We start from the raw sequence: 17250 nt of genomic DNA on the forward strand, positions 1-17250 counted from the left end.
GAGCGGGCTTGCTCGCGAAGGCGGTGTATCAGTCAATTGATCCGGCGGCTGACACACTGCAGTCGCGGGCAAGCCCGCTCCCACATTTGATCTTCAGTGTTCTTATGGAGTGTGGTCGGTTTAGAACCCGCGGTGCTTCTTCAGATGCTCATTGATCTTCGCTGCCGGCACTTTCTGCAAGGTGCACAGCAGGTCGTGGGACAGTTCGCGCAACCCATGCGTACCGCGCAATTGCTCGGCCAGGTGCGCCGTCAAGTTAGCTGCCATTTCGGCATCCGCCATCGCCCGGTGAGCCTTGCCGGTGTGGGGCAGTTGGGCGAATGAATTCAACGTGCCGAGTTTGTGGTTCGGCGCCGACGGCATCAGGCGGCGGGCCAGCAGCAGCGAGCAGGCGAATTTTTGCAGGCGAGTGCGGCGGATCAGGCCCAGCTCAAAATCCCAGAACTTTTGGTCGAACGCGGCGTTGTGCGCCAGCAGTGGCGTGGTGCCGACGAACTCATTCACTTCGTTCATCACGCGCTCGGCCGGTGGCGCGCTGCGCAGCATGGCGTTGCTGATGCCGGTGAGCTGTTCGATAAAGCCCGGCACGCGCACACCGGCATTCATCAGACTCTGGTAGCGGTCCACGATCTGCCCGCGTTCAAGGATGACCACCGCGATTTCCGTGGCCCGGCAGTGGCTGCTCGGGGTGATGCCGGTGGTTTCAAAGTCGATGACCGCTATACGTTCCAAACCTGTTCCAACTCCGTCTGACAATTGACTTATTTAAGCAGCAGCGCGCCTTCGATCGGCACGTAGCGGCTGGCGGCGCGGATCAGCGAGTTGGCCGTCAGCCCCGGGACGCCATAGGCCACGGCTTCGACGCCATGCTTTTGGATGATGCGCTCGAGCAGCATGTCGAAATCACCGTCGCCGGAGGCCAGCACCACTTCGTCGACGTGGTCGGCGGCGTCCATGATGTCGAGGGTGATGCCCACGTCCCAGTCGCCCTTGGCCGAGCCGTCGCTGCGTTGGATGTAGGGTTTGAGTTTTACCGTGAAGCCCAGGTTGCGCAGGATCTGCTGGAATTGCTGCTGCTTGCTGTCGCCACGGTCGATGGCGTACGCATAGGCTTCGACGATCTGCCCGCGCGCGCTGATGTCAGCCCACAAGGCAGCGTAATTGAAGTGGCAACCGTAGGCCTGGCGCACGGTGTAGTAGAGGTTTTGTACATCGGCGAACACCGCAATTTTCTTCACCGCACTTCCCCATGGTTGCCACTTGGACCTCGGACGTGAGAGCCCGCAAAGGCGCCAGTATGCCAGCCATGGGAAAGTTTCAGCGAAAAATCAGCCCGGGGCGACGAAGCGCCCCGGTTGAAGGCGAGTCAGACGAAGGAATCGTCGTCGCCAAACGAGGAGGAATCGTCGCCAAAGTCGCTGTCGGCGAAGCTGTCCGAGGCATTGTCGCGGCCCCAGCTATCATTGCCGGCAAACTTCTGGTCGTCGTTGCCCCAATTGCCGTTATCACTGGCGGGCGCCGGTTCTTCGCGGATGATTTCTTCCACCACTTGCGGCTGTTGCGAGTCGTGGTTGAACAAGCTGCTGATGCCTTCGGCCAACATCACACCACCGGCCACGCCGGCAGCGGTTTTCAACGCCCCGCCGAGGAAGCCACTGCCAATCGGTGCTGCGGGCGCTTGTTGGGGCTGTTGATAGTTTTGCGGCGGCGCGCCGTAGTTTTGCTGCGGCGCAGGCTGGCCGAACGAAGGCCGCCCAGGCTCACGCCAACCGCCACCGGACGCCGCCGGCGCACTTTGCGTGGGTTGCGGGTCACGGGAGCCGCCGCCAAAGATGCTCGACAGAAAACCGCCACTGCTCGGCGCCGGCTGTGCTGCCTGAGCCTTGGCCTGCTGCAACTCATCCTGCAACTGCTGGATCTGCTGCGCCTGTTGCTTGTTCTGCGCGTCGAGGCTCTTGATCGCGTGTTCTTGCACCAGGATCGACTGGGTCATGTAGTACCCAGCGGCCGGTTGGCGAGTCATGTGCTCCTTGATCCGCGCTTCAGCCAGGGCGTCGCGGGGGGCTGAGTCCGCTTCGGCTTGCTGCAGCCGTGAAAACAGTCCATCGATCAGGGTTTGCTCTTCGCTGTTCATGGCGACCTCGTTAGATTGCCGGTAAAAATCATGGGTCCGCCTGTGATCAGGCGAGCTACACACTAGTTATGGGGTTGTTACCAGACGTTTCAATGGTCTTTACGCAAGGTTTACGTTTGCTTACCTTTCGTCATGATCGGTTAAAGTATGGGCCTTGCTTTTCGGCCTGTGATGAACCTGATGAATCCGTTAGACGTTTTGCGCGACTCCTTCCGTTTCACCCAACGCAATCTGGGCGCTATCGTCCAGCTGTGCCTGCCGCTGGTGATTCTCGAAGCCCTGCTGCAACAAGTGCTCGATCACACGCTGGGCCCGGACGCCTTCCCCGGCTACAGCGTGGTGGTGGGGCTGTTGGTGTACCCGCTGTACACCGGCGCGTTGATCCTGTTTCTGGATGCGCGCACCCGTGGGGAGTCGCCGCGGACCAAAGACGTGTGGGCCATGGCACTGACCCTGTGGCCGCGTTTCGCGCTGCTCACGGCCATCAGCACCTTGCTGATCCTGCTGGGCTTGTCGCTGTATTTCCTGCCGGGCCTGTGGCTGATGGTGGTGCTGGCGTTTGCCGAGTACCTGTTGGTGTTACGCGGTATGTCGGCGCTGGAGGCGATGAAGGAAAGTTTTCGCCTGACCCGTGGGCATTTCTGGCGAATCCTGGTGTGCCTGCTGTGCGTGATGACGCCGCTGTGGCTGCTCAAAGGCGCCAGCGTGGCGGCCTACCCTGACCCCGCGCCGTTGCTGGGCGTACTGATCGACAGCGCCCACAGCTTCCTGCAACTGTTTACCAGCGTGGTGCTGTTCCGTTTATTCATGCTGATCGGTGGCGATGCCGACGCGCGGTGATATGCTCCTGCCACTCCTGAAACGCCATAAGCCGAGCCGATGACCCGTTTATTGCGCATCACCCTGTTGAGCCTGCTGATTATCGCGGGCCTGCTCGCCGCCCTGATCTACAGCCTGACCTGGCGCCCCGCCGACAAACAAATCCTGCCCGTAAGCTGCGTCGCGCCGCGTGCGCCAACGCTGCTGCCCGGGCAGGCGCTGAAGGTCATGACCTGGAATGTGCAATACCTGGCGGGCAAGAACTATGTGTTCTGGTACGACACCGCCGACGGCAATGGCCCGGATGATCGCCCTACCGTGGAAGACATGGCCTCCAGCCTCGACGAAGTGGCGCGGGTGATCCGCGACGAACAACCCGACATCCTGCTGCTGCAGGAACTCGACGAAAACGCCAAGCCCTCCCATTACCAGGACCAGATCGCCCTGCTGCAGGAACGCCTGGTCGATCTCTACCCGTGCAGCGCCCAGGCCTTCGACTGGAAAGCCGACTTTGTGCCCAGCCTGCATATTTTCGGCAGCGTCGGCCGCAAGCTGGTGACGCTCAGCCGCTACCAGATCGAACACGCCGAACGCCTGCAACTGCCGGTGTCTCCGGCCAACTTCATCAGTCGCCAGTTCCAACCCAAACCCGCCTTATTGTTGACCTACTTGCCGTTGAGCGATGGTGGCCAATTGGCCGTGCTCAACACCCGGCTGGACGGCGATAAGCCTGGGCGGTCGGCGGTGCAGGAGCAGGTAAAAGCCACGGTTAAGCTGCTGGACAAGTTCGAAGGCCGTGGCACGCCGTGGTTGATTGGTGGGGATTTCAACTTGCTGCCGCTGGGGCAATTCCTGCGCCTGGACGCGGGCAAGCGCGGGCAGTATTCGCCGGACAGCGAGCTGCACCTGCTCTGGGATAAATACCCGATGATCCCCAGTAACAGTGAATCCAGCGGGATTGACCGGGCCAAGTGGCTTACGCACTTCCCCAATGACCCGAGTGTGGATGGGCCGGATCGGACCTTGGATTATTTGTTCTACAGCCCAAGGATCAAGCGGGTAGAGGCCAAAGTACGGCAAGAAGACACACTGCGTATCTCCAACCACCTACCCGTGATCGCCCGGTTCCTGCTCCCGGCCGCGCAATAACCCACACTTAACACTTTGTGGAAAGCTGGCTTGTGTGGGAGCTGGCTTGCCTGCGATAGCTTCACCGCGGTGAACCCGATAGACCGAGTCGTCTGCATCGCAGGCAAGCCAGCTCTCACATTTGATCTGCACACGGCCTACTTGCGGGGTTTGATCCGGGCGGTGGGTTCGGCCACCAAGGGGTCGTCCGGCCAATAATGCTTGGGGTATCTTCCTTTCAAATCCTTCTTCACTTCGGCGTAGGTACTGCGCCAGAAGTTCGCCAAGTCCTGCGTCACCTGCACCGGCCGGCGCGCCGGAGACAACAGGTGCAGCTTGACTGCCTGGCGCCCACCGGCAATGCGCGGCGTGTCCGCCAGCCCGAACAATTCCTGCAAGCGCACCGCCAGAATCGGCGGCTGCTCGCTGTAGTCCAAACGCACCGAGGAGCCCGAGGGCACCTTCACGTGCTGCGGCGCCAGCTCGTCCAGGCGCTGAGGCAGCGGCCAGGGCAACAGGTTGTGCAGGAAACTGGAAATATCCAGGTTGGCGAAGTGGCTCAGGCGCGAGACTTTGCCGAGGTAGGGCATCAACCAATGCTCCAGGTTGGCGAGCAAAGCCTTGTCGCTGATATCCGGCCATTCACTGGCTTTGCCGGCGTCCAGCTGACGCAGCAGCATGACGCGGGCCTGCCATTGGCGCAGTTCAGGCGTCCACGGTAACAATTCCAGGCCTTTGCGGCGCACGAGGTTGACCAACGCCTGGCTGCGCGCTGACTCGTCGAGGCCGGTCAGCGGTTCGCGGCTGAGCACCAGTTCGCCGACTTTGCGCTGACGCTCCGCGCGCAGCACGCCTTCGCGCTCGTCCCAATCGAGCTGGTCGACGTTGCGCACTTGCTCGGCAAGCACTGTGTCGAACAGCGCCGGATCGAAGTCGGCCGCGAGGTAGATACGCTCTTCGCGCTGGCCCTGACGGCTGCCGAGGTCGGCGATCACCAGCCACGCTTGTTTCATCAGGCTGTCGGCCTCGGCGAACAGCGCGGCACGGCCATTGGCCAGGCGGTATTCGGCGCCGCCGGGGCGACGTTGCTGGGCGACGCGGTCCGGGTAGGCCAGCGCCAGCAAGGCGCCGAGCCAGCGCGGGTGATCGGGATCGGACACCGCCTGAGTCGCCTGGCCTCTCAAATAGCTGCGGTATTGCCGGGCAAGTTGCTTGGCGCGCTGCACGCCGCCTTGGGTACCTCGCGCACGCTCTTCGCCGGACATCAGCGCCAGCCGGCTGTGCAAGTCGGCACCGGCGCCGCGCAAGATGTCACGCTCGCCCAACAGCGCGGCGACATCACACGCCGTGGCCGCGAGCCCCAGGTCCTGACCGCGCAGCAACAGGTGGGCGATACGCGGATGCGCGGGCAACTCGGCCATCTTCTGGCCATGGGCGGTGAGTTTGTCGTCGTTCAAGGCACCCAGACGCACGAGCAAATCCTGAGCCTGGGCATACGCGGCAGTCGGCGGCACATCCAGCCACACCAGTTGCGTGGGCGTGACGCCCCAACGCGCCAATTGCAAGGCCAGCCCGGCAAGGTCGGCGGCGAGGATTTCCGCGCTGCCATACGCCGCCAGGCCTTCATGCTGGTCTTCGGTCCACAGCCGATAACACACGCCCGGCTCCAGGCGCCCTGCCCGGCCGGCACGCTGAGTGGCGCTGGCGCGGGAGATGCGCTGGGTGTCGAGGCGGGTCATGCCGCTGCCAGGGTCGAAACGCGGGACCCGCGCCAGCCCGGCGTCGATCACCACGCGCACGCCGTTGATGGTCAGGCTGGTCTCGGCGATGTTGGTGGCCAGTACCACCTTACGTTTGCCGGCGGGCGCCGGGTCAATGGCGGCGCGTTGGGCGTTGAGGTCAAGCTCGCCATGCAGCGGGCACAGCAGCACATCCGGGCGATCGCCCAAAGCGTCGGCCAGTTGTTGATTAACCCGGCGAATCTCGGCCTGCCCCGGCAGAAACACGAGAATGCTGCCGGTCTCGTCATGCACGGCCTCAAGGACGGTCTGCACCACGCGCGGCTCGATAAATTCACCGGCCTGGTACGGGCGGCCCCAGCGCATCTGCACCGGGAACATGCGCCCTTCGCTGCGCAGGATCGGCGCGTCATCCAGCAGGCCGGATAGGCGTTCGCCTTCGAGGGTGGCGGACATCAGCAGGATTTTCAGCGGTTGTTCGTCGCGAAACAGATCGCGGCCATTCAGGCTCAGCGCCAGCGCGAGGTCGGCGTCGAGGCTGCGCTCGTGGAATTCGTCAAAGATCAGCAGGCCCACGCCTTCCAGCGCCGGGTCGTCCTGCAAGCGGCGGGTGAGGATGCCTTCGGTGACCACTTCGATACGCGTAGTGGGCCCGACCTTGCTGTCGAGGCGGATGCGATAGCCGACGGTTTCGCCGACCTTTTCGCCCAGCTCGCTGGCCAAGCGTTCGGCGGCCGCACGCGCGGCCAGGCGTCGGGGTTCGAGCATCAGGATGGTCTGCCCGGCCAGCCATGGCTCGTTCAACAAGGCCAAGGGCACGCGGGTGGTTTTACCGGCGCCGGGCGGCGCTTCCAGCACGGCTTCATGGCGAATCGCCAAGGCGTCACGCAGGGCGGGTAAAACATCATCGATCGGCAACGAATTCATACTGGCTCCAAAGCAGAGCGGCGAGTATAACGGCGAACTGCCGGATGCCGGTGCTGGTCTCAACGAGACCGCCCAATCCCACGGGTAACGCGGTTAAGTGTGGGAGCGGGCTTGCTCGCGAAGGCGGTGTATCAGTCGACACATGTATTGACTGACACGCCGTCTTCGCGGGCAAGCCCGCTCCCACATTGGATAGTCGTCGTCCGGTAGATCTGGCTTATAGTTTCGTATCAACCGTGTTCAGGAGAGTTTTCATGCGTATCGCTTCCCGTGTCATCGGCGGTGTCCTCGCCGTCACCCTGCTGAGCCAACTGACCGCCTGCGGTTCGATTTTCTACCCGGACCGCCGCGGCCAGATCGACGGCAAGATCGACCCGGCGATTGCCGTGCTCGACGCCGTGGGCCTGCTGTTCTACGTAATCCCCGGCCTGATCGCATTCGGCGTGGACTTCGCCACCGGCGCGATTTACTTCGAGCCCGGCAAAACGGCTCAAGTCGCACCCGAGAAACTGCACGAAGCCATCGGCGCCGACGGCAAGGTCGATAACGCCAAGCTGCAAACCATCATCCAGAAGGAAACCGGCCGCACCCTGCCGCTGGATGACCCGCGCATGATCCAGTTCAAGGGCAGCGTGCAGCAACTCGCCTCCCTGGGCCTGCAGCCCGCCGCTTAAGGATTCGACCCGCTTATGACCAGCAGTCCCGAACACGCAAGGCTCTTGCGCCTGGCCACCCGCGCGTCGGTGGGCGTGGCCTGTGCGCTGATTATTATCAAGGCCATCGCCTGGTGGTTCAGTGGCTCGGTGAGCATGCTCGCCGGGTTGACCGACTCGCTGCTCGATGGCGTGACCTCGTTGCTGAACCTGCTGGCAGTGCATTACGCGCTGCGCCCAGCCGACGATGATCACCGTTACGGGCATGGCAAGGCGGAGTCGCTGTCGGGCATGGCCCAGGCGTTGTTTATCGCCGGCAGTGCGGTGCTGATCGCGTTCCAGGCGTACCAGCGTCTGCACCATCCGGAACCGGTCGGCGCGCCATGGCTGAGCATCGGGGTCATCGTGTTTTCACTGGTGATGACGGTGGCGCTGCTGATGCTGCAACACCGGGTGATCCGCGAAACCGGCTCCAACGCCGTGCGCGCGGACTCGCTGCACTACCGTTCGGACTTGATGCTCAATGGCAGCATTCTGGTGGCGTTGGTGTTGGCGGGGTTCGGCTTCAATCAGGTCGATGCGTGGTTCGGCCTGGGTATCGCCGCGTACATTTTGTGGAGCGCTATCCAGATCGCCCGCGAAAGCTTTGCGGTGTTGATGGACGAGGAACTGCCAGCCGAAGTGAGCCAGCACATGCTGGAACTGGCGCGCGGTGTGCCGGGCGTGTTGGGTGCGCATGATTTGCGCACGCGGATTTCCGGCAGCCACTGGTTCGTGCAACTGCATCTGGAATTGCCGGGGGAATTATCGTTGTCGGTTGCCCACGGCATCAGCGACCGGGCCGCCGATGCCATTCACAACGCCTACCCGCGCGCCGAAGTGCTGGTGCACGCCGACCCGCGGGAAGTGGTCACGGGCAATAAGGCTTAGTACTGCACCTGATACCCGCGACTGGTGAGGCAGTTGCCCTGGGCCTGGCGGTAGGTTTGCACCACCGCAGGGTCCGGGGCGTAGGTGACGGTCCGTGGGTCGAAACCGCTTTGTTGCACTGCCCAGCGATAACAGTCGTAGCCGTCCTGCTGCACTTGCGCCGGTGACTGGCCGTTGGCCGGGTAGGCCACCACGTCATAGCCATTGCCTTGCGGCGCAGGTTGCGGTGCCGGCACCTCTGTCGGCGGCTGCACCACCACGTACTGCTGGGTGGCGTTTTCATAGGTGTAGTACGAACCCGCTGCAAGGAAGAACAGCGCGCTTCCCACCCACACTTCGCGCGCATAGTCCGGCAGGTATTGCACGCGGATGCCGTACGGCGGCGTCACCACGACATAACGCGGGCCTTGCGGGCGATACCAGTAACCGCCGGAGAAGAAGTAATCCTGGCCACGGTAAGGCACGCGGTAGTTGCGGTCGGGAAACCGATCCACTGTATAGCCGGGGCGATATTGCGGGCCAGGGCCCCAACCATTGCCGTGCCCACTGGGGCGACCCGGCCAGCGGTTGTCGTTGGGGTGGCCATTGTTGAAGCCGCCACCCGGGCGCCCAGGGCCATTGCCGGCCTGCCAATGCTGGTTGCCATCGTTACGGCGCGGGATGTCCTGATAGTGACCCTGGCGCGGCTCCTGGGTTTGCCGAACCGTGTCCGGGCGCCCCTGAATCGGCAGGTTATTCGCGGGCTGCGGCGCCGGCCGAGGCTGTTCGGCACCTTGCGGGCGACCTTGCCATTGCCCACCGCCGTGCTGCTGTTGCTCGGCGCGATCAAAATGCTGGTTTTGCGGCCGAGGCTGGTTGTTCTCGACATGCGGGTTCTGCGGGCGCGGCTGGTTGATTTCCGGGCGCGGTTGATTGTTTTGCGGACGTGGTTGGTTATTTTGCGGTCGCGGCTGTTCGTTGCCTTGCCGTCCGCCTTCGGGACCTCTTTCATGCTGACCGCCCCCTTCAGAGCGCGGGTCGTCGGCCATCACGTGCGAGCCAACGGTCATCATCAGCAAACCTACACCTGCCATACGCCAGATGCGCTTCATGCTATTCCTCACTGCGGATAAGGGCCTAGAACGTCCGGCCTCATAGATGAGACTGGAAAAGCCTCGCCCGGTTCTGAGACAGGTTATCAGTCACGAGAAGTATTTTTTCGGGTAAAAACGCGCGCAAAGAAAAAGGGGTGACCCGTCGGCCACCCCTTGAGAATTTCGTCCGTGCTCAACGCTTTTGACGTTGGCTCACCTCACGCCGTCTTGTGGACAGTGTGCAGCCTGGAGGCCGGCTCAACCCTGCTGGGGCGGCGGCCGCAGCGGGCCTGATTGGGCGGGCTGCAGTGGACTGTTGTCCAGGCGGTGATTCTGTTGGTAATCATAGGCCCGCCGCGCCGACAGATGATTGCGAAGATTGCGTCAATAAACAGTGCTTGCGCAATTTTTAACCCTTCATAGATAATTCGCCGCAATAGTTACGACAAAGGCCAACCCAATGAGCAAGCTTGACCGATACGACCTGAGTATTTTGGCGGAATTGCAGCGCGACGCGAGGATCTCCAACCAGGAGTTGGCCGAGCGCATCGGCTTGTCGCCTTCGCCCTGCTCGCGCCGGGTCAAGCAGCTTGAGGACGATGGTTACATCGCGCGCCAGGTCGCCTTGCTCGATCGCAAGATGCTCGGCCTGAGCCTCACGGCCTATGTGCTGATCGGCATGGACCGCCACACACCCGAGCGTTTCGAGAATTTCGAAGCGGCCATCCGCACCCTGCCGCAAGTGCTGGAATGCAGTTTGGTCACTGGCATGGATGCGGACTATCAGTTGAAAGTGGTGGTGCCGGACATGGATCACTACCAGAAACTGCTGCTGGGCCACCTGACCCGCATTGAAGGCGTGACCAGCGTGCGATCGAGTTTTGTGCTTAACCAGGTACTCAACAGCACAGAATTGCCGCTGACCCACCTGCGTACCTGATCGCGAAATCAATGAAGATCCATTGTGGGAGCGGGCTTGCTCGCGAATGCGGTCTGTCAGTTAACGAATAGGTAACTGATCCACCGCATTCGCGAGCAAGCCCGCTCCCACATTTGGATTGCACTTCGACTCAGGTCAATGTTGCGCCTGAAGCCCTGCTTTATACTTCCCGCCTGCCCTGCCGGAAAATGCTCACATGAACAACATCGACCCCGCCGTGTTTGAAGAATGGATGATGACCGGCCTGGTCACCATTCTGATCATTTTCATGGGCTTTATCGTTTGGGACCTGGCGAAGAAATCCAAAGCCGGGCGCTTTGGCTCGTTCATTCTGTTCTTCGTACTGGGCCTGGGCGTGGCCGCGTTCATCATCAAGAGCGTGGTGATCGGCCTGATCGAATCCGGCGCCTTATAAACGCGCCGGCACTTCCTTCCATTGGCCTTGATCCAGGCCATCAATCGACCAGTCACCAATGCGCACGCGCACCAAACGCAATGTCGGCAAGCCCACCGCAGCAGTCATGCGCCGCACCTGGCGGTTACGCCCTTCACGAATCACCAGCTCCAGCCAATGCGTGGGCACGCTCTTGCGAAAACGCACCGGCGGATTGCGCGGCCACAATTCAGGTTCGTCCAACTGCCGGGCTTGCGCGGGCAAGGTCATGCCGTCGTTAAGCTCCACGCCGTCACGCAGGCGCTGCAATTGCTCTTCGGTCGGTTCGCCCTCGACTTGCACCCAGTAGGTTTTCGCCAGCTTGTGCTTGGGGTCGGCAATCCGGGCCTGCAGTTGGCCATCGTTGGTCAGCAGCAGCAGGCCCTCGCTGTCACGGTCCAGGCGGCCAGCCGGGTAGATACCGGGGATGTCGATAAAATCCTTGAGGGTCGCGCGCCCGCCTTCGTCGCTGAACTGGGTCAGCACGTCGAAGGGTTTATTGAACAGGATCAACTTCGGCTCGGCCGGTGGCGCCTTGGCGACACGACGGGGAGCGCAATACGCAGGTTTCACGCCAGGGCGGCGCGAATCGGGACGGGTGGGACGGGACATGGCAAAGGAACATCTAACGGTCAGGACCGACAATGCTAGTGGCCTGACCGCTAAATGACCATCCCAACCGCTTAGCGGAACGGCGGCTCGTCGAAGCTGCGCAGTTTGCGCGAGTGCAGCGAGTTGAGTTCGGTGCGCAACAGGTCCACCGCCTCGATGCCGATCTTCAAGTGCTGGCTGACCGCACGCTCATAGAACGCGTTGGCCGAACCCGGCAGCTTGATCTCGCTGTGCAGCGGCTTGTCCGAGACGCACAGCAACGTGCCATACGGCACCCGCAGACGATAGCCCTGGGCGGCGATGGTGCCGCTTTCCATGTCCACGGCCACGGCGCGGGACAGGTTGATCAGCGGCCGTTCCTGGGCCCAACGCAGCTCCCAGTTGCGGTCGTCGTAGGTCAACACGGTGCCGGTGCGCAGGCGCTTTTTCAGCTCTTCGCCTTTCTCGCCAGTGACGTTGGCCGCCGCTTGCTGCAGGGCCATCTGCACTTCGGCCAGGGCCGGGATCGGAATATTCGGCGGCACCACGCGGTCCAGAATCCCGTCGCGGCGCATGTAGGCGTGGGCCAGTACGTAATCGCCAATGGTCTGGGATTGGCGCAGACCGCCGCAGTGGCCGATCATCAGCCAGCAATGCGGGCGCAGCACGGCCAAATGATCGGTGATGTTCTTCGCATTTGATGGGCCAACGCCGATGTTCACCAGGGTCACGCCGTGGCCATCAGTGGCCTGCAGGTGATAGGCCGGCATCTGATAACGGTGCCAGACCACGCCCGCCGCAATGGCCGAGGCTTCGCCGTGGTCCATGCTCTTGTCGATGATCACGTTGCCCGGCAGCACCATGCGGATAAACCGCGGGTCACTGCGCAATTGCTCCAGGCCATGCAGGATGAACTGGTCAACATAGCGATGGTAGTTGGTCAGCAGGATCCACGGCTGCACATGGCGCCAGTCGCTGCCGGTGTAGTGCACCAGGCGGCGCAGGGAAAAGTCCACGCGGGCGGCATCGAACAGCGCCAGCGGCAGCGGGTCGGTGTTTTCCCAGTCGTATAGGCCATCGGCGATACCGTCGGTGGCCGCGGACAGGTCGGTGCTGGGGAACACCCGCGCCAGGGTTGCGGCAGTCACGCCGGAGCCGGCCAGTTCGTCGCCCTGCTCCACCACATACGGGTAAGGAATATTCTGTTGGCTCACGCCGACTTCTACCGTCACGGTGAAGTCGTGCATCAGCGGCACCAGTTGCTCCAGCAGGTACTTACGGAACGCGGCCGGATGGGTGACGGTGACGCTGTAGGTTCCCGGCAGCTGAACCTTGGCGTACGCCCGAGTGGTCTGAGGGACTTCGCCGTGGCAGTGGTAGGTCAGGCGCAGTTCTGGATAGCGAAACAACGCGCGTTGCGCGGCGTCGGGCTCGACGCGGTCCTTGAGGTATTGCTTGAGGGCTTGATTGAGCGCACCGGTAGCACGCTCGTGAAGAGCCGCCAGCCGATCCACGGCTTCTTCGGCGGTTTGAACGACAACAAAAGCTTCGGTCACGGTAAGCATCCTGTGTTCTGACTTGCAGGCCTTTATCTTGCCTGTATCCCGGCCTCACTGAAACAGTAGGATTGGAATGCGATTAATAATGTGGGCGCGGGCTTGCTCGCGAATGCGGTGTATCAGTCACCTAATCAGTCACTGACAGACCGTATTCGCGAGCAAGCCCGCTCCCACATTTTGACCGCGTGTAGTCAGAGGGTTGGGGTTGAACGAGCAACGATCGCTTCCACCTCCACGCCACGCGGCAAGGTGCCATACACCCGACCGGACGACTCCCCCAAGCGGCTGGCAATAAACCCATCACTGACCGCCGCGTTCCCGGCCTCCAGCAACAGTTTGGCCTGCAACGCCACGGCAATGTCCTCGGTCAATTGGCGCGCACGGTACTGAATATCCTGGGTATCCATAAACGCCGACTTAAGCTGCTCGATATGCCGCGCCAGTTGCGTGTGGCCATGCCCGTCCCCGAGTTCGACAAACAGCGCCTCGAGCACGCCCGGTTCTTTCGACAGTGCCCGCAACACGTCCAGGCACTGCACATTGCCGGAACCTTCCCACGTTGAATTAACCGGCGCCTCACGGTACAAGCGCGGCAGGATGCTGTCCTCGACATACCCGGCACCGCCCATGCACTCGGCCGCCTCGTTGATCATTGCTGGCGCGCGCTTGCAGATCCAATACTTGCCCACTGCCGTCACCAGCCGGGCGAATTTGGCTTCCTGCTCGTTATCCAGATGGTCCAGCGCCCGGCCCATGCGCATGCTCAATGCCAGCGACGCCTCGCTTTCCAGGGCCAGGTCAGCCAATACGTTTTGCATCAGCGGCTGCTCACTCAACACACGGCCACCTACCAAGCGGTGCGCACAATGATGACTGGCCTGGGTCAACGCCTGACGCATCAGCGCGCTGGAGCCAACCATGCAGTCGAAGCGGGTCATGGCGACCATTTCGATAATGGTCGGCACGCCACGGCCCTCTTCGCCGATCATCCAGGCCAGCGCGCCACGAAATTCCACTTCGCTGGAGGCATTGGAGCAGTTGCCGAGTTTGTTTTTCAGGCGCTGGATGTAGAACTCGTTGCGGGTGTCATCCGGGCGGTGCCGGGGCAGCAGGAAACAGGTCAAGCCTTTGTCGGTCTGCGCCAGCGTGAGGAACGCGTCACACATCGGCGCCGAGCAGAACCACTTGTGCCCCACCAGTTCATAAGCTTGCCCTGGGCCGCCCGCGCCCACCGGATACGCGCGGGTGGTGTTGGCGCGCACGTCGGTGCCACCCTGCTTCTCGGTCATGGCCATGCCGATGGTGGCCCCGGCCTTGTGGGCGATGCCGACATTGCGCGGGTCGTATTCGGTGCTGAGGATTTTCGGCAGCCAGGTCTGCGCCAGATCCGGTTGCAGGCGCAGGGCCGGCACGCAGGCGAAGGTCATGGTCAGCGGGCAACCGGTGCCCGCTTCGGCCTGGCTGTGCAGGTAGGTCATGGCGGCGCGCGCCACGTGGGCGCCGGGTTGCGGGTGCGCCCACGGCAGCGACGGCAGGCCATGTTCGACGGCGGTGCGCATCAGCTCGTGGTACGCCGGATGAAACGCCACCCAGTCGATGCGATGGCCATAACGGTCATGGCTGTTGAACACCGGCTTGTTCTCGTTTGCCAGAAACCCGGCTGCCATCAAAGGCCCGCCCGCCAGTGCGCCATACGCATCGATACGCGCATGGGCCCAGCCGGCGCCAAAGCGGCGCGACCAGTCTTGCAGGGGCACGTCAATGCGGTACAGGTTGGTGCCGTCCAGGGACGGTGGCTGATTGGTGACGTCGTGGGTTTCGGCGAACTGATGCAGGTTCATGACGGGCCTCCTGGAAAAAGGCCACGTGCAGTTGAGGCCTGAATTTCAGTTAAGCACCGTCACAGGGCTTAAAAAAGTGGCATACCCGCCTAATGTCCGGCGCTTTCGCCCTCTAACGGGCACAGCAGCCGACGCTCCAGCACCGCCTGCAGCGCTTCAAAACGCACAGGCTTGGCCAGCCGGTCCGTGATGCCAATGCCATGGCAGCGCTCGCGGTCCGTGCCATTGAGGGACGTCGTCAGGGCGATCACCGGCAGTTCGCCACACCCAGGCAGTGCACGGATCTGACAGCACAATGAGAACCCGCCTTCAGGCACGTCCAGCAGCACCGCATCAAACGTTTCACTCTGCAACATCGCCAGCGCAGACGAACCGTTGTCCACGGTTTTCACCCGATAGCCCAGCTTGAGCAGCATGCCACGCACCGCCAACTGGCCGACGCTGTTGTCGTCCACCAGCAGCACCGCGCACTCGTGGGGCGCGCGCTGCATCAAGGTTTCCTGGGGCGTCGCTTTGGGTTCGGGAGGCACCGGGCTCACCGTCACTTCGAGTTGGAACCGGCTGCCCTTGCGCGGCTCCGAATGATGGGTCAGGCGCCCACCGAGCAGCTCGATCAGCTGTCGGCAGATCGCCAGGCCGATGCCCAGGCCGCCGTATTCGCGGGTGGTCGAGCCGTCGAGCTGGAAGAAGCGCTGATACAGCGTGGCCTCGTCGAGGAAAGCGAAGCCGATACCACTGTCGGTGACGATAAAGCTCAGGCGCAAGCTGCCATCGCTTTGTGGAACACCCACCACACGCACGCGCACGGCGCCTTCGTGAGTGAACTTGAACGCGTTGTCGAGCAGGCAATCCAGGCACTGGATCAGTTTGTCGGCATCGCCGATCACGCGGTCCGGCAACTCGTCCGCCACGTCGATGGAGAATGCCAAGCCCTTGTTCTGGGCGCCGGTGCTGAACTGTTGACGCAAGGTGTCGAGCGCGCCGCGCAGGCTGAACACCTGGGGTTGGGCGGTCAGGCGCCCGGCCTGCAGTTCGGTCAGAGTGAGAATGCCGTTGACCATGCGCATCATGTCCCGCGCCGAGCCGGCGGCGGTTTGCTGGTACTGCGCCAGGTCATCGTCCAGCGGCACGGTTTGCATCAGCTCAAGGGAGCCGATCACGCCGTTCATCGGGGTGCGCAGTTCATGGGTCAGGGTAGCGAGGAATTCGTCTTTCAGACGATTGCTGCGCGCGAGCTGCTGGTTGAGCACTTCGAGTTTCTGGCTGGCGTCGAACAGGATTTGCGCCTGCTGCTCACGCATGCCATTGATGCGGTCCGCCAGGGCCAACGAGAGCAGCGCCACCTCAATCGCAGAACCGAGCTGGCTGGCGTACATGGTGAGAAACATGTTGGGCAAGTAGCCCAACACCATCAGGGTGTTGACCACCCCGCCGAGCAGGAATGCCGACCAGGCGATGATGAAATACCGCGCCATTCGCTGGCCGCAATACCACGCCTTGATCGCGGCAACAAAGATCGTCACGGTAAACACCAGCGCCAGACCGGTAGCCAGGCGCAGGGCCACCGCATAGCTGGTCAGCAGCGCCAGCACCATCACCACCGCGCCGCAGGTCGCCAGCGCCAGCAAGATCCGGTCGAGCCAGCGGCTGTGCTGCGCGGTGTGCAGGAAGCTGCGCGCAAACAGGCTGCCGAACAGCGCCGCCGACCCGATCAGGAACGGCACCGCCGCATTCGACCACCACGGGTTGTTCGGCCAGAAGTACTCCACGGCCACGCCATTGACCGACAGCTGGTACAGGCCGAACGAGGCGATATAAAGGATGTAATAGAGGTAGCTGGTGTCGCGCACGCTGAGGTAGATAAACAGGTTGTAGACCAGCATCCCCAGCAGTACGCCGTAGATAGCGCCCAGTACATACAGGCGCAGCGGCTGTTCTTCCAGGTAGGCGGTGCCGGCCCAGAGCGTCAACGGCGCCTGGATCGAGCCTTCGCTTTGCAGGCGCAGGTACACGGTTTGCTGCTGGTCGGGCACAAAGTTGAGCTTGAACAGGTAGTTGCTCTGGCGCACTTCACGGCTGGAAAAGGGCAGTGCGCTGCCGGTGCGAGTGGTCAGTCGGTAGCCGCCGGTGCCGTCGTTCTGGTACAGGTCCAGGCGGTTCAGCGGCGGGTACGCCAGCTCCAGGAACCAGGTACGCGGCGCGCGCGGGTCAGTGGCGGTGTAATGCAGCTCGACCTTGAGCCAGAACACCGAACGTGAATAGCCGGCATTGAGGGTGGCTTGGTCGTGGGTCTTGAACTGGGCGGCGTAGGCGGGGGAACTGACTTGGGCGATGGTGAGGGCGTCGGTAGGGTCTTCGAGTACTTGCATGACCCGGCCCAGCGGCAGGCTTCGAGTGCTCTGATTGAACTCGACGGCGCCGGCGAGCATTGGCAGCCCGCACAATAATAAGATCAGCAAATAGCGCATAGAGCCCCAGCGTGG

General features: G+C 62.5%; 15 protein-coding genes. 6 read left to right on the top strand and 9 right to left on the bottom strand.

Annotation, left to right across the window (positions count from 1 at the left end):
* Nucleotides 1–120 precede the first annotated feature (120 nt).
* The 3 genes from AC19YS_RS16695 to AC19YS_RS16705 all read right to left on the bottom strand — a co-directional run bounded on the left by AC19YS_RS16695 (nucleotide 121) and on the right by AC19YS_RS16705 (nucleotide 2134).
* Nucleotides 121–732 carry a 3'-5' exonuclease gene (locus AC19YS_RS16695; RefSeq protein WP_106579327.1) on the bottom strand — a complete coding sequence of 204 codons (612 nt, stop codon included), beginning with the start codon at nucleotides 730–732 and terminating at the stop codon, nucleotides 121–123.
* A 29-nt stretch (nucleotides 733–761) separates the two neighbouring features.
* Entirely contained in the window at nucleotides 762–1238 is a 477-nt protein-coding gene (locus AC19YS_RS16700; protein ID WP_119740929.1) for a LabA-like NYN domain-containing protein, read from the bottom strand.
* Between the two features lie 128 nt (nucleotides 1239–1366).
* Entirely contained in the window at nucleotides 1367–2134 is a 768-nt protein-coding gene (locus AC19YS_RS16705; protein WP_500602259.1) for a DUF2076 domain-containing protein, read from the bottom strand.
* 180 nt (nucleotides 2135–2314) lie between these two features.
* On the opposite strand from AC19YS_RS16705, the gene AC19YS_RS16710 reads away from it, so the two are divergent.
* Both AC19YS_RS16710 and AC19YS_RS16715 read left to right on the top strand, forming a co-directional pair.
* On the top strand, nucleotides 2315–2974 hold the full coding sequence (locus tag AC19YS_RS16710) for a YciC family protein (RefSeq protein ID WP_119742768.1): 660 nt from the start codon (nucleotides 2315–2317) through the stop codon (nucleotides 2972–2974).
* 39 nt (nucleotides 2975–3013) lie between these two features.
* A complete protein-coding gene (locus AC19YS_RS16715) occupies nucleotides 3014–4102 on the top strand; it encodes an endonuclease/exonuclease/phosphatase family protein (protein ID WP_179676688.1) in 1089 nt (362 codons plus the stop codon).
* A 137-nt stretch (nucleotides 4103–4239) separates the two neighbouring features.
* On the opposite strand, the gene hrpB is transcribed toward AC19YS_RS16715, so the two are convergent.
* Entirely contained in the window at nucleotides 4240–6747 is a 2508-nt protein-coding gene (gene hrpB, locus AC19YS_RS16720) for an ATP-dependent helicase HrpB (protein ID WP_500602260.1), read from the bottom strand.
* A 254-nt stretch (nucleotides 6748–7001) separates the two neighbouring features.
* On the opposite strand from hrpB, the gene pmcY reads away from it, so the two are divergent.
* Both pmcY and AC19YS_RS16730 read left to right on the top strand, forming a co-directional pair.
* Entirely contained in the window at nucleotides 7002–7421 is a 420-nt protein-coding gene (gene pmcY / locus AC19YS_RS16725) for a periplasmic Zn2+ metallochaperone PmcY (protein WP_106579351.1), read from the top strand.
* 15 nt (nucleotides 7422–7436) lie between these two features.
* Complete coding sequence (locus AC19YS_RS16730; RefSeq protein WP_500602261.1) at nucleotides 7437–8330, top strand: cation diffusion facilitator family transporter; 894 nt, start codon at nucleotides 7437–7439, stop codon at nucleotides 8328–8330.
* Here AC19YS_RS16730 and AC19YS_RS16735 read toward each other — a convergent pair.
* Nucleotides 8327–9421, bottom strand: a complete 1095-nt coding sequence (locus AC19YS_RS16735) for a DUF6515 family protein (protein WP_106579353.1) — start codon at nucleotides 9419–9421, stop codon at nucleotides 8327–8329. The two genes, AC19YS_RS16730 and AC19YS_RS16735, sit on opposite strands and share 4 nt — an antisense overlap.
* A 442-nt stretch (nucleotides 9422–9863) precedes the next feature.
* Between AC19YS_RS16735 and AC19YS_RS16740 the strand changes: the two genes are divergently transcribed.
* Entirely contained in the window at nucleotides 9864–10343 is a 480-nt protein-coding gene (locus AC19YS_RS16740) for an Lrp/AsnC family transcriptional regulator (RefSeq protein WP_003194418.1), read from the top strand.
* Between the two features lie 205 nt (nucleotides 10344–10548).
* Complete coding sequence (locus AC19YS_RS16745) at nucleotides 10549–10758, top strand: DUF2788 domain-containing protein (RefSeq protein WP_007975837.1); 210 nt, start codon at nucleotides 10549–10551, stop codon at nucleotides 10756–10758.
* On the opposite strand, the gene AC19YS_RS16750 is transcribed toward AC19YS_RS16745, so the two are convergent.
* The 4 genes from AC19YS_RS16750 to AC19YS_RS16765 form a co-directional block, all read right to left on the bottom strand.
* Complete coding sequence (locus AC19YS_RS16750) at nucleotides 10753–11388, bottom strand: pseudouridine synthase (protein WP_404485155.1); 636 nt, start codon at nucleotides 11386–11388, stop codon at nucleotides 10753–10755. The genes AC19YS_RS16745 and AC19YS_RS16750 overlap by 6 nt on opposite strands.
* A 71-nt stretch (nucleotides 11389–11459) precedes the next feature.
* Nucleotides 11460–12932, bottom strand: a complete 1473-nt coding sequence (gene amn / locus AC19YS_RS16755; RefSeq protein WP_164487962.1) for an AMP nucleosidase — start codon at nucleotides 12930–12932, stop codon at nucleotides 11460–11462.
* Nucleotides 12933–13117: 185 nt separating this feature from the next.
* Complete coding sequence (locus AC19YS_RS16760) at nucleotides 13118–14767, bottom strand: acyl-CoA dehydrogenase family protein (protein WP_500602262.1); 1650 nt, start codon at nucleotides 14765–14767, stop codon at nucleotides 13118–13120.
* Between the two features lie 89 nt (nucleotides 14768–14856).
* Nucleotides 14857–17235, bottom strand: a complete 2379-nt coding sequence (locus AC19YS_RS16765) for a hybrid sensor histidine kinase/response regulator (RefSeq protein WP_500602263.1) — start codon at nucleotides 17233–17235, stop codon at nucleotides 14857–14859.
* Between the last annotated feature and the right edge of the window lie 15 nt (nucleotides 17236–17250).

This window comes from Pseudomonas sp. MF08831 (assembly GCF_059862645.1).

What these genes read in the sequence shown, in the direction of transcription:
- hrpB (WP_500602260.1), bottom strand. Translation starts at nt 6,747, where the DNA reads ATGAATTCGTTGCCGATCGATGATGTTTTACCCGCCCTGCGTGACGCC.
- AC19YS_RS16705 (WP_500602259.1), bottom strand. Translation starts at nt 2,134, where the DNA reads ATGAACAGCGAAGAGCAAACCCTGATCGATGGACTGTTTTCACGGCTG.
- AC19YS_RS16760 (WP_500602262.1), bottom strand. Translation starts at nt 14,767, where the DNA reads ATGAACCTGCATCAGTTCGCCGAAACCCACGACGTCACCAATCAGCCA.
- AC19YS_RS16710 (WP_119742768.1), top strand. Translation starts at nt 2,315, where the DNA reads ATGAATCCGTTAGACGTTTTGCGCGACTCCTTCCGTTTCACCCAACGC.
- AC19YS_RS16740 (WP_003194418.1), top strand. Translation starts at nt 9,864, where the DNA reads ATGAGCAAGCTTGACCGATACGACCTGAGTATTTTGGCGGAATTGCAG.
- AC19YS_RS16735 (WP_106579353.1), bottom strand. Translation starts at nt 9,421, where the DNA reads ATGAAGCGCATCTGGCGTATGGCAGGTGTAGGTTTGCTGATGATGACC.
- AC19YS_RS16750 (WP_404485155.1), bottom strand. Translation starts at nt 11,388, where the DNA reads ATGTCCCGTCCCACCCGTCCCGATTCGCGCCGCCCTGGCGTGAAACCT.
- amn (WP_164487962.1), bottom strand. Translation starts at nt 12,932, where the DNA reads ATGCTTACCGTGACCGAAGCTTTTGTTGTCGTTCAAACCGCCGAAGAA.
- AC19YS_RS16730 (WP_500602261.1), top strand. Translation starts at nt 7,437, where the DNA reads ATGACCAGCAGTCCCGAACACGCAAGGCTCTTGCGCCTGGCCACCCGC.
- AC19YS_RS16715 (WP_179676688.1), top strand. Translation starts at nt 3,014, where the DNA reads ATGACCCGTTTATTGCGCATCACCCTGTTGAGCCTGCTGATTATCGCG.
- AC19YS_RS16765 (WP_500602263.1), bottom strand. Translation starts at nt 17,235, where the DNA reads ATGCGCTATTTGCTGATCTTATTATTGTGCGGGCTGCCAATGCTCGCC.
- pmcY (WP_106579351.1), top strand. Translation starts at nt 7,002, where the DNA reads ATGCGTATCGCTTCCCGTGTCATCGGCGGTGTCCTCGCCGTCACCCTG.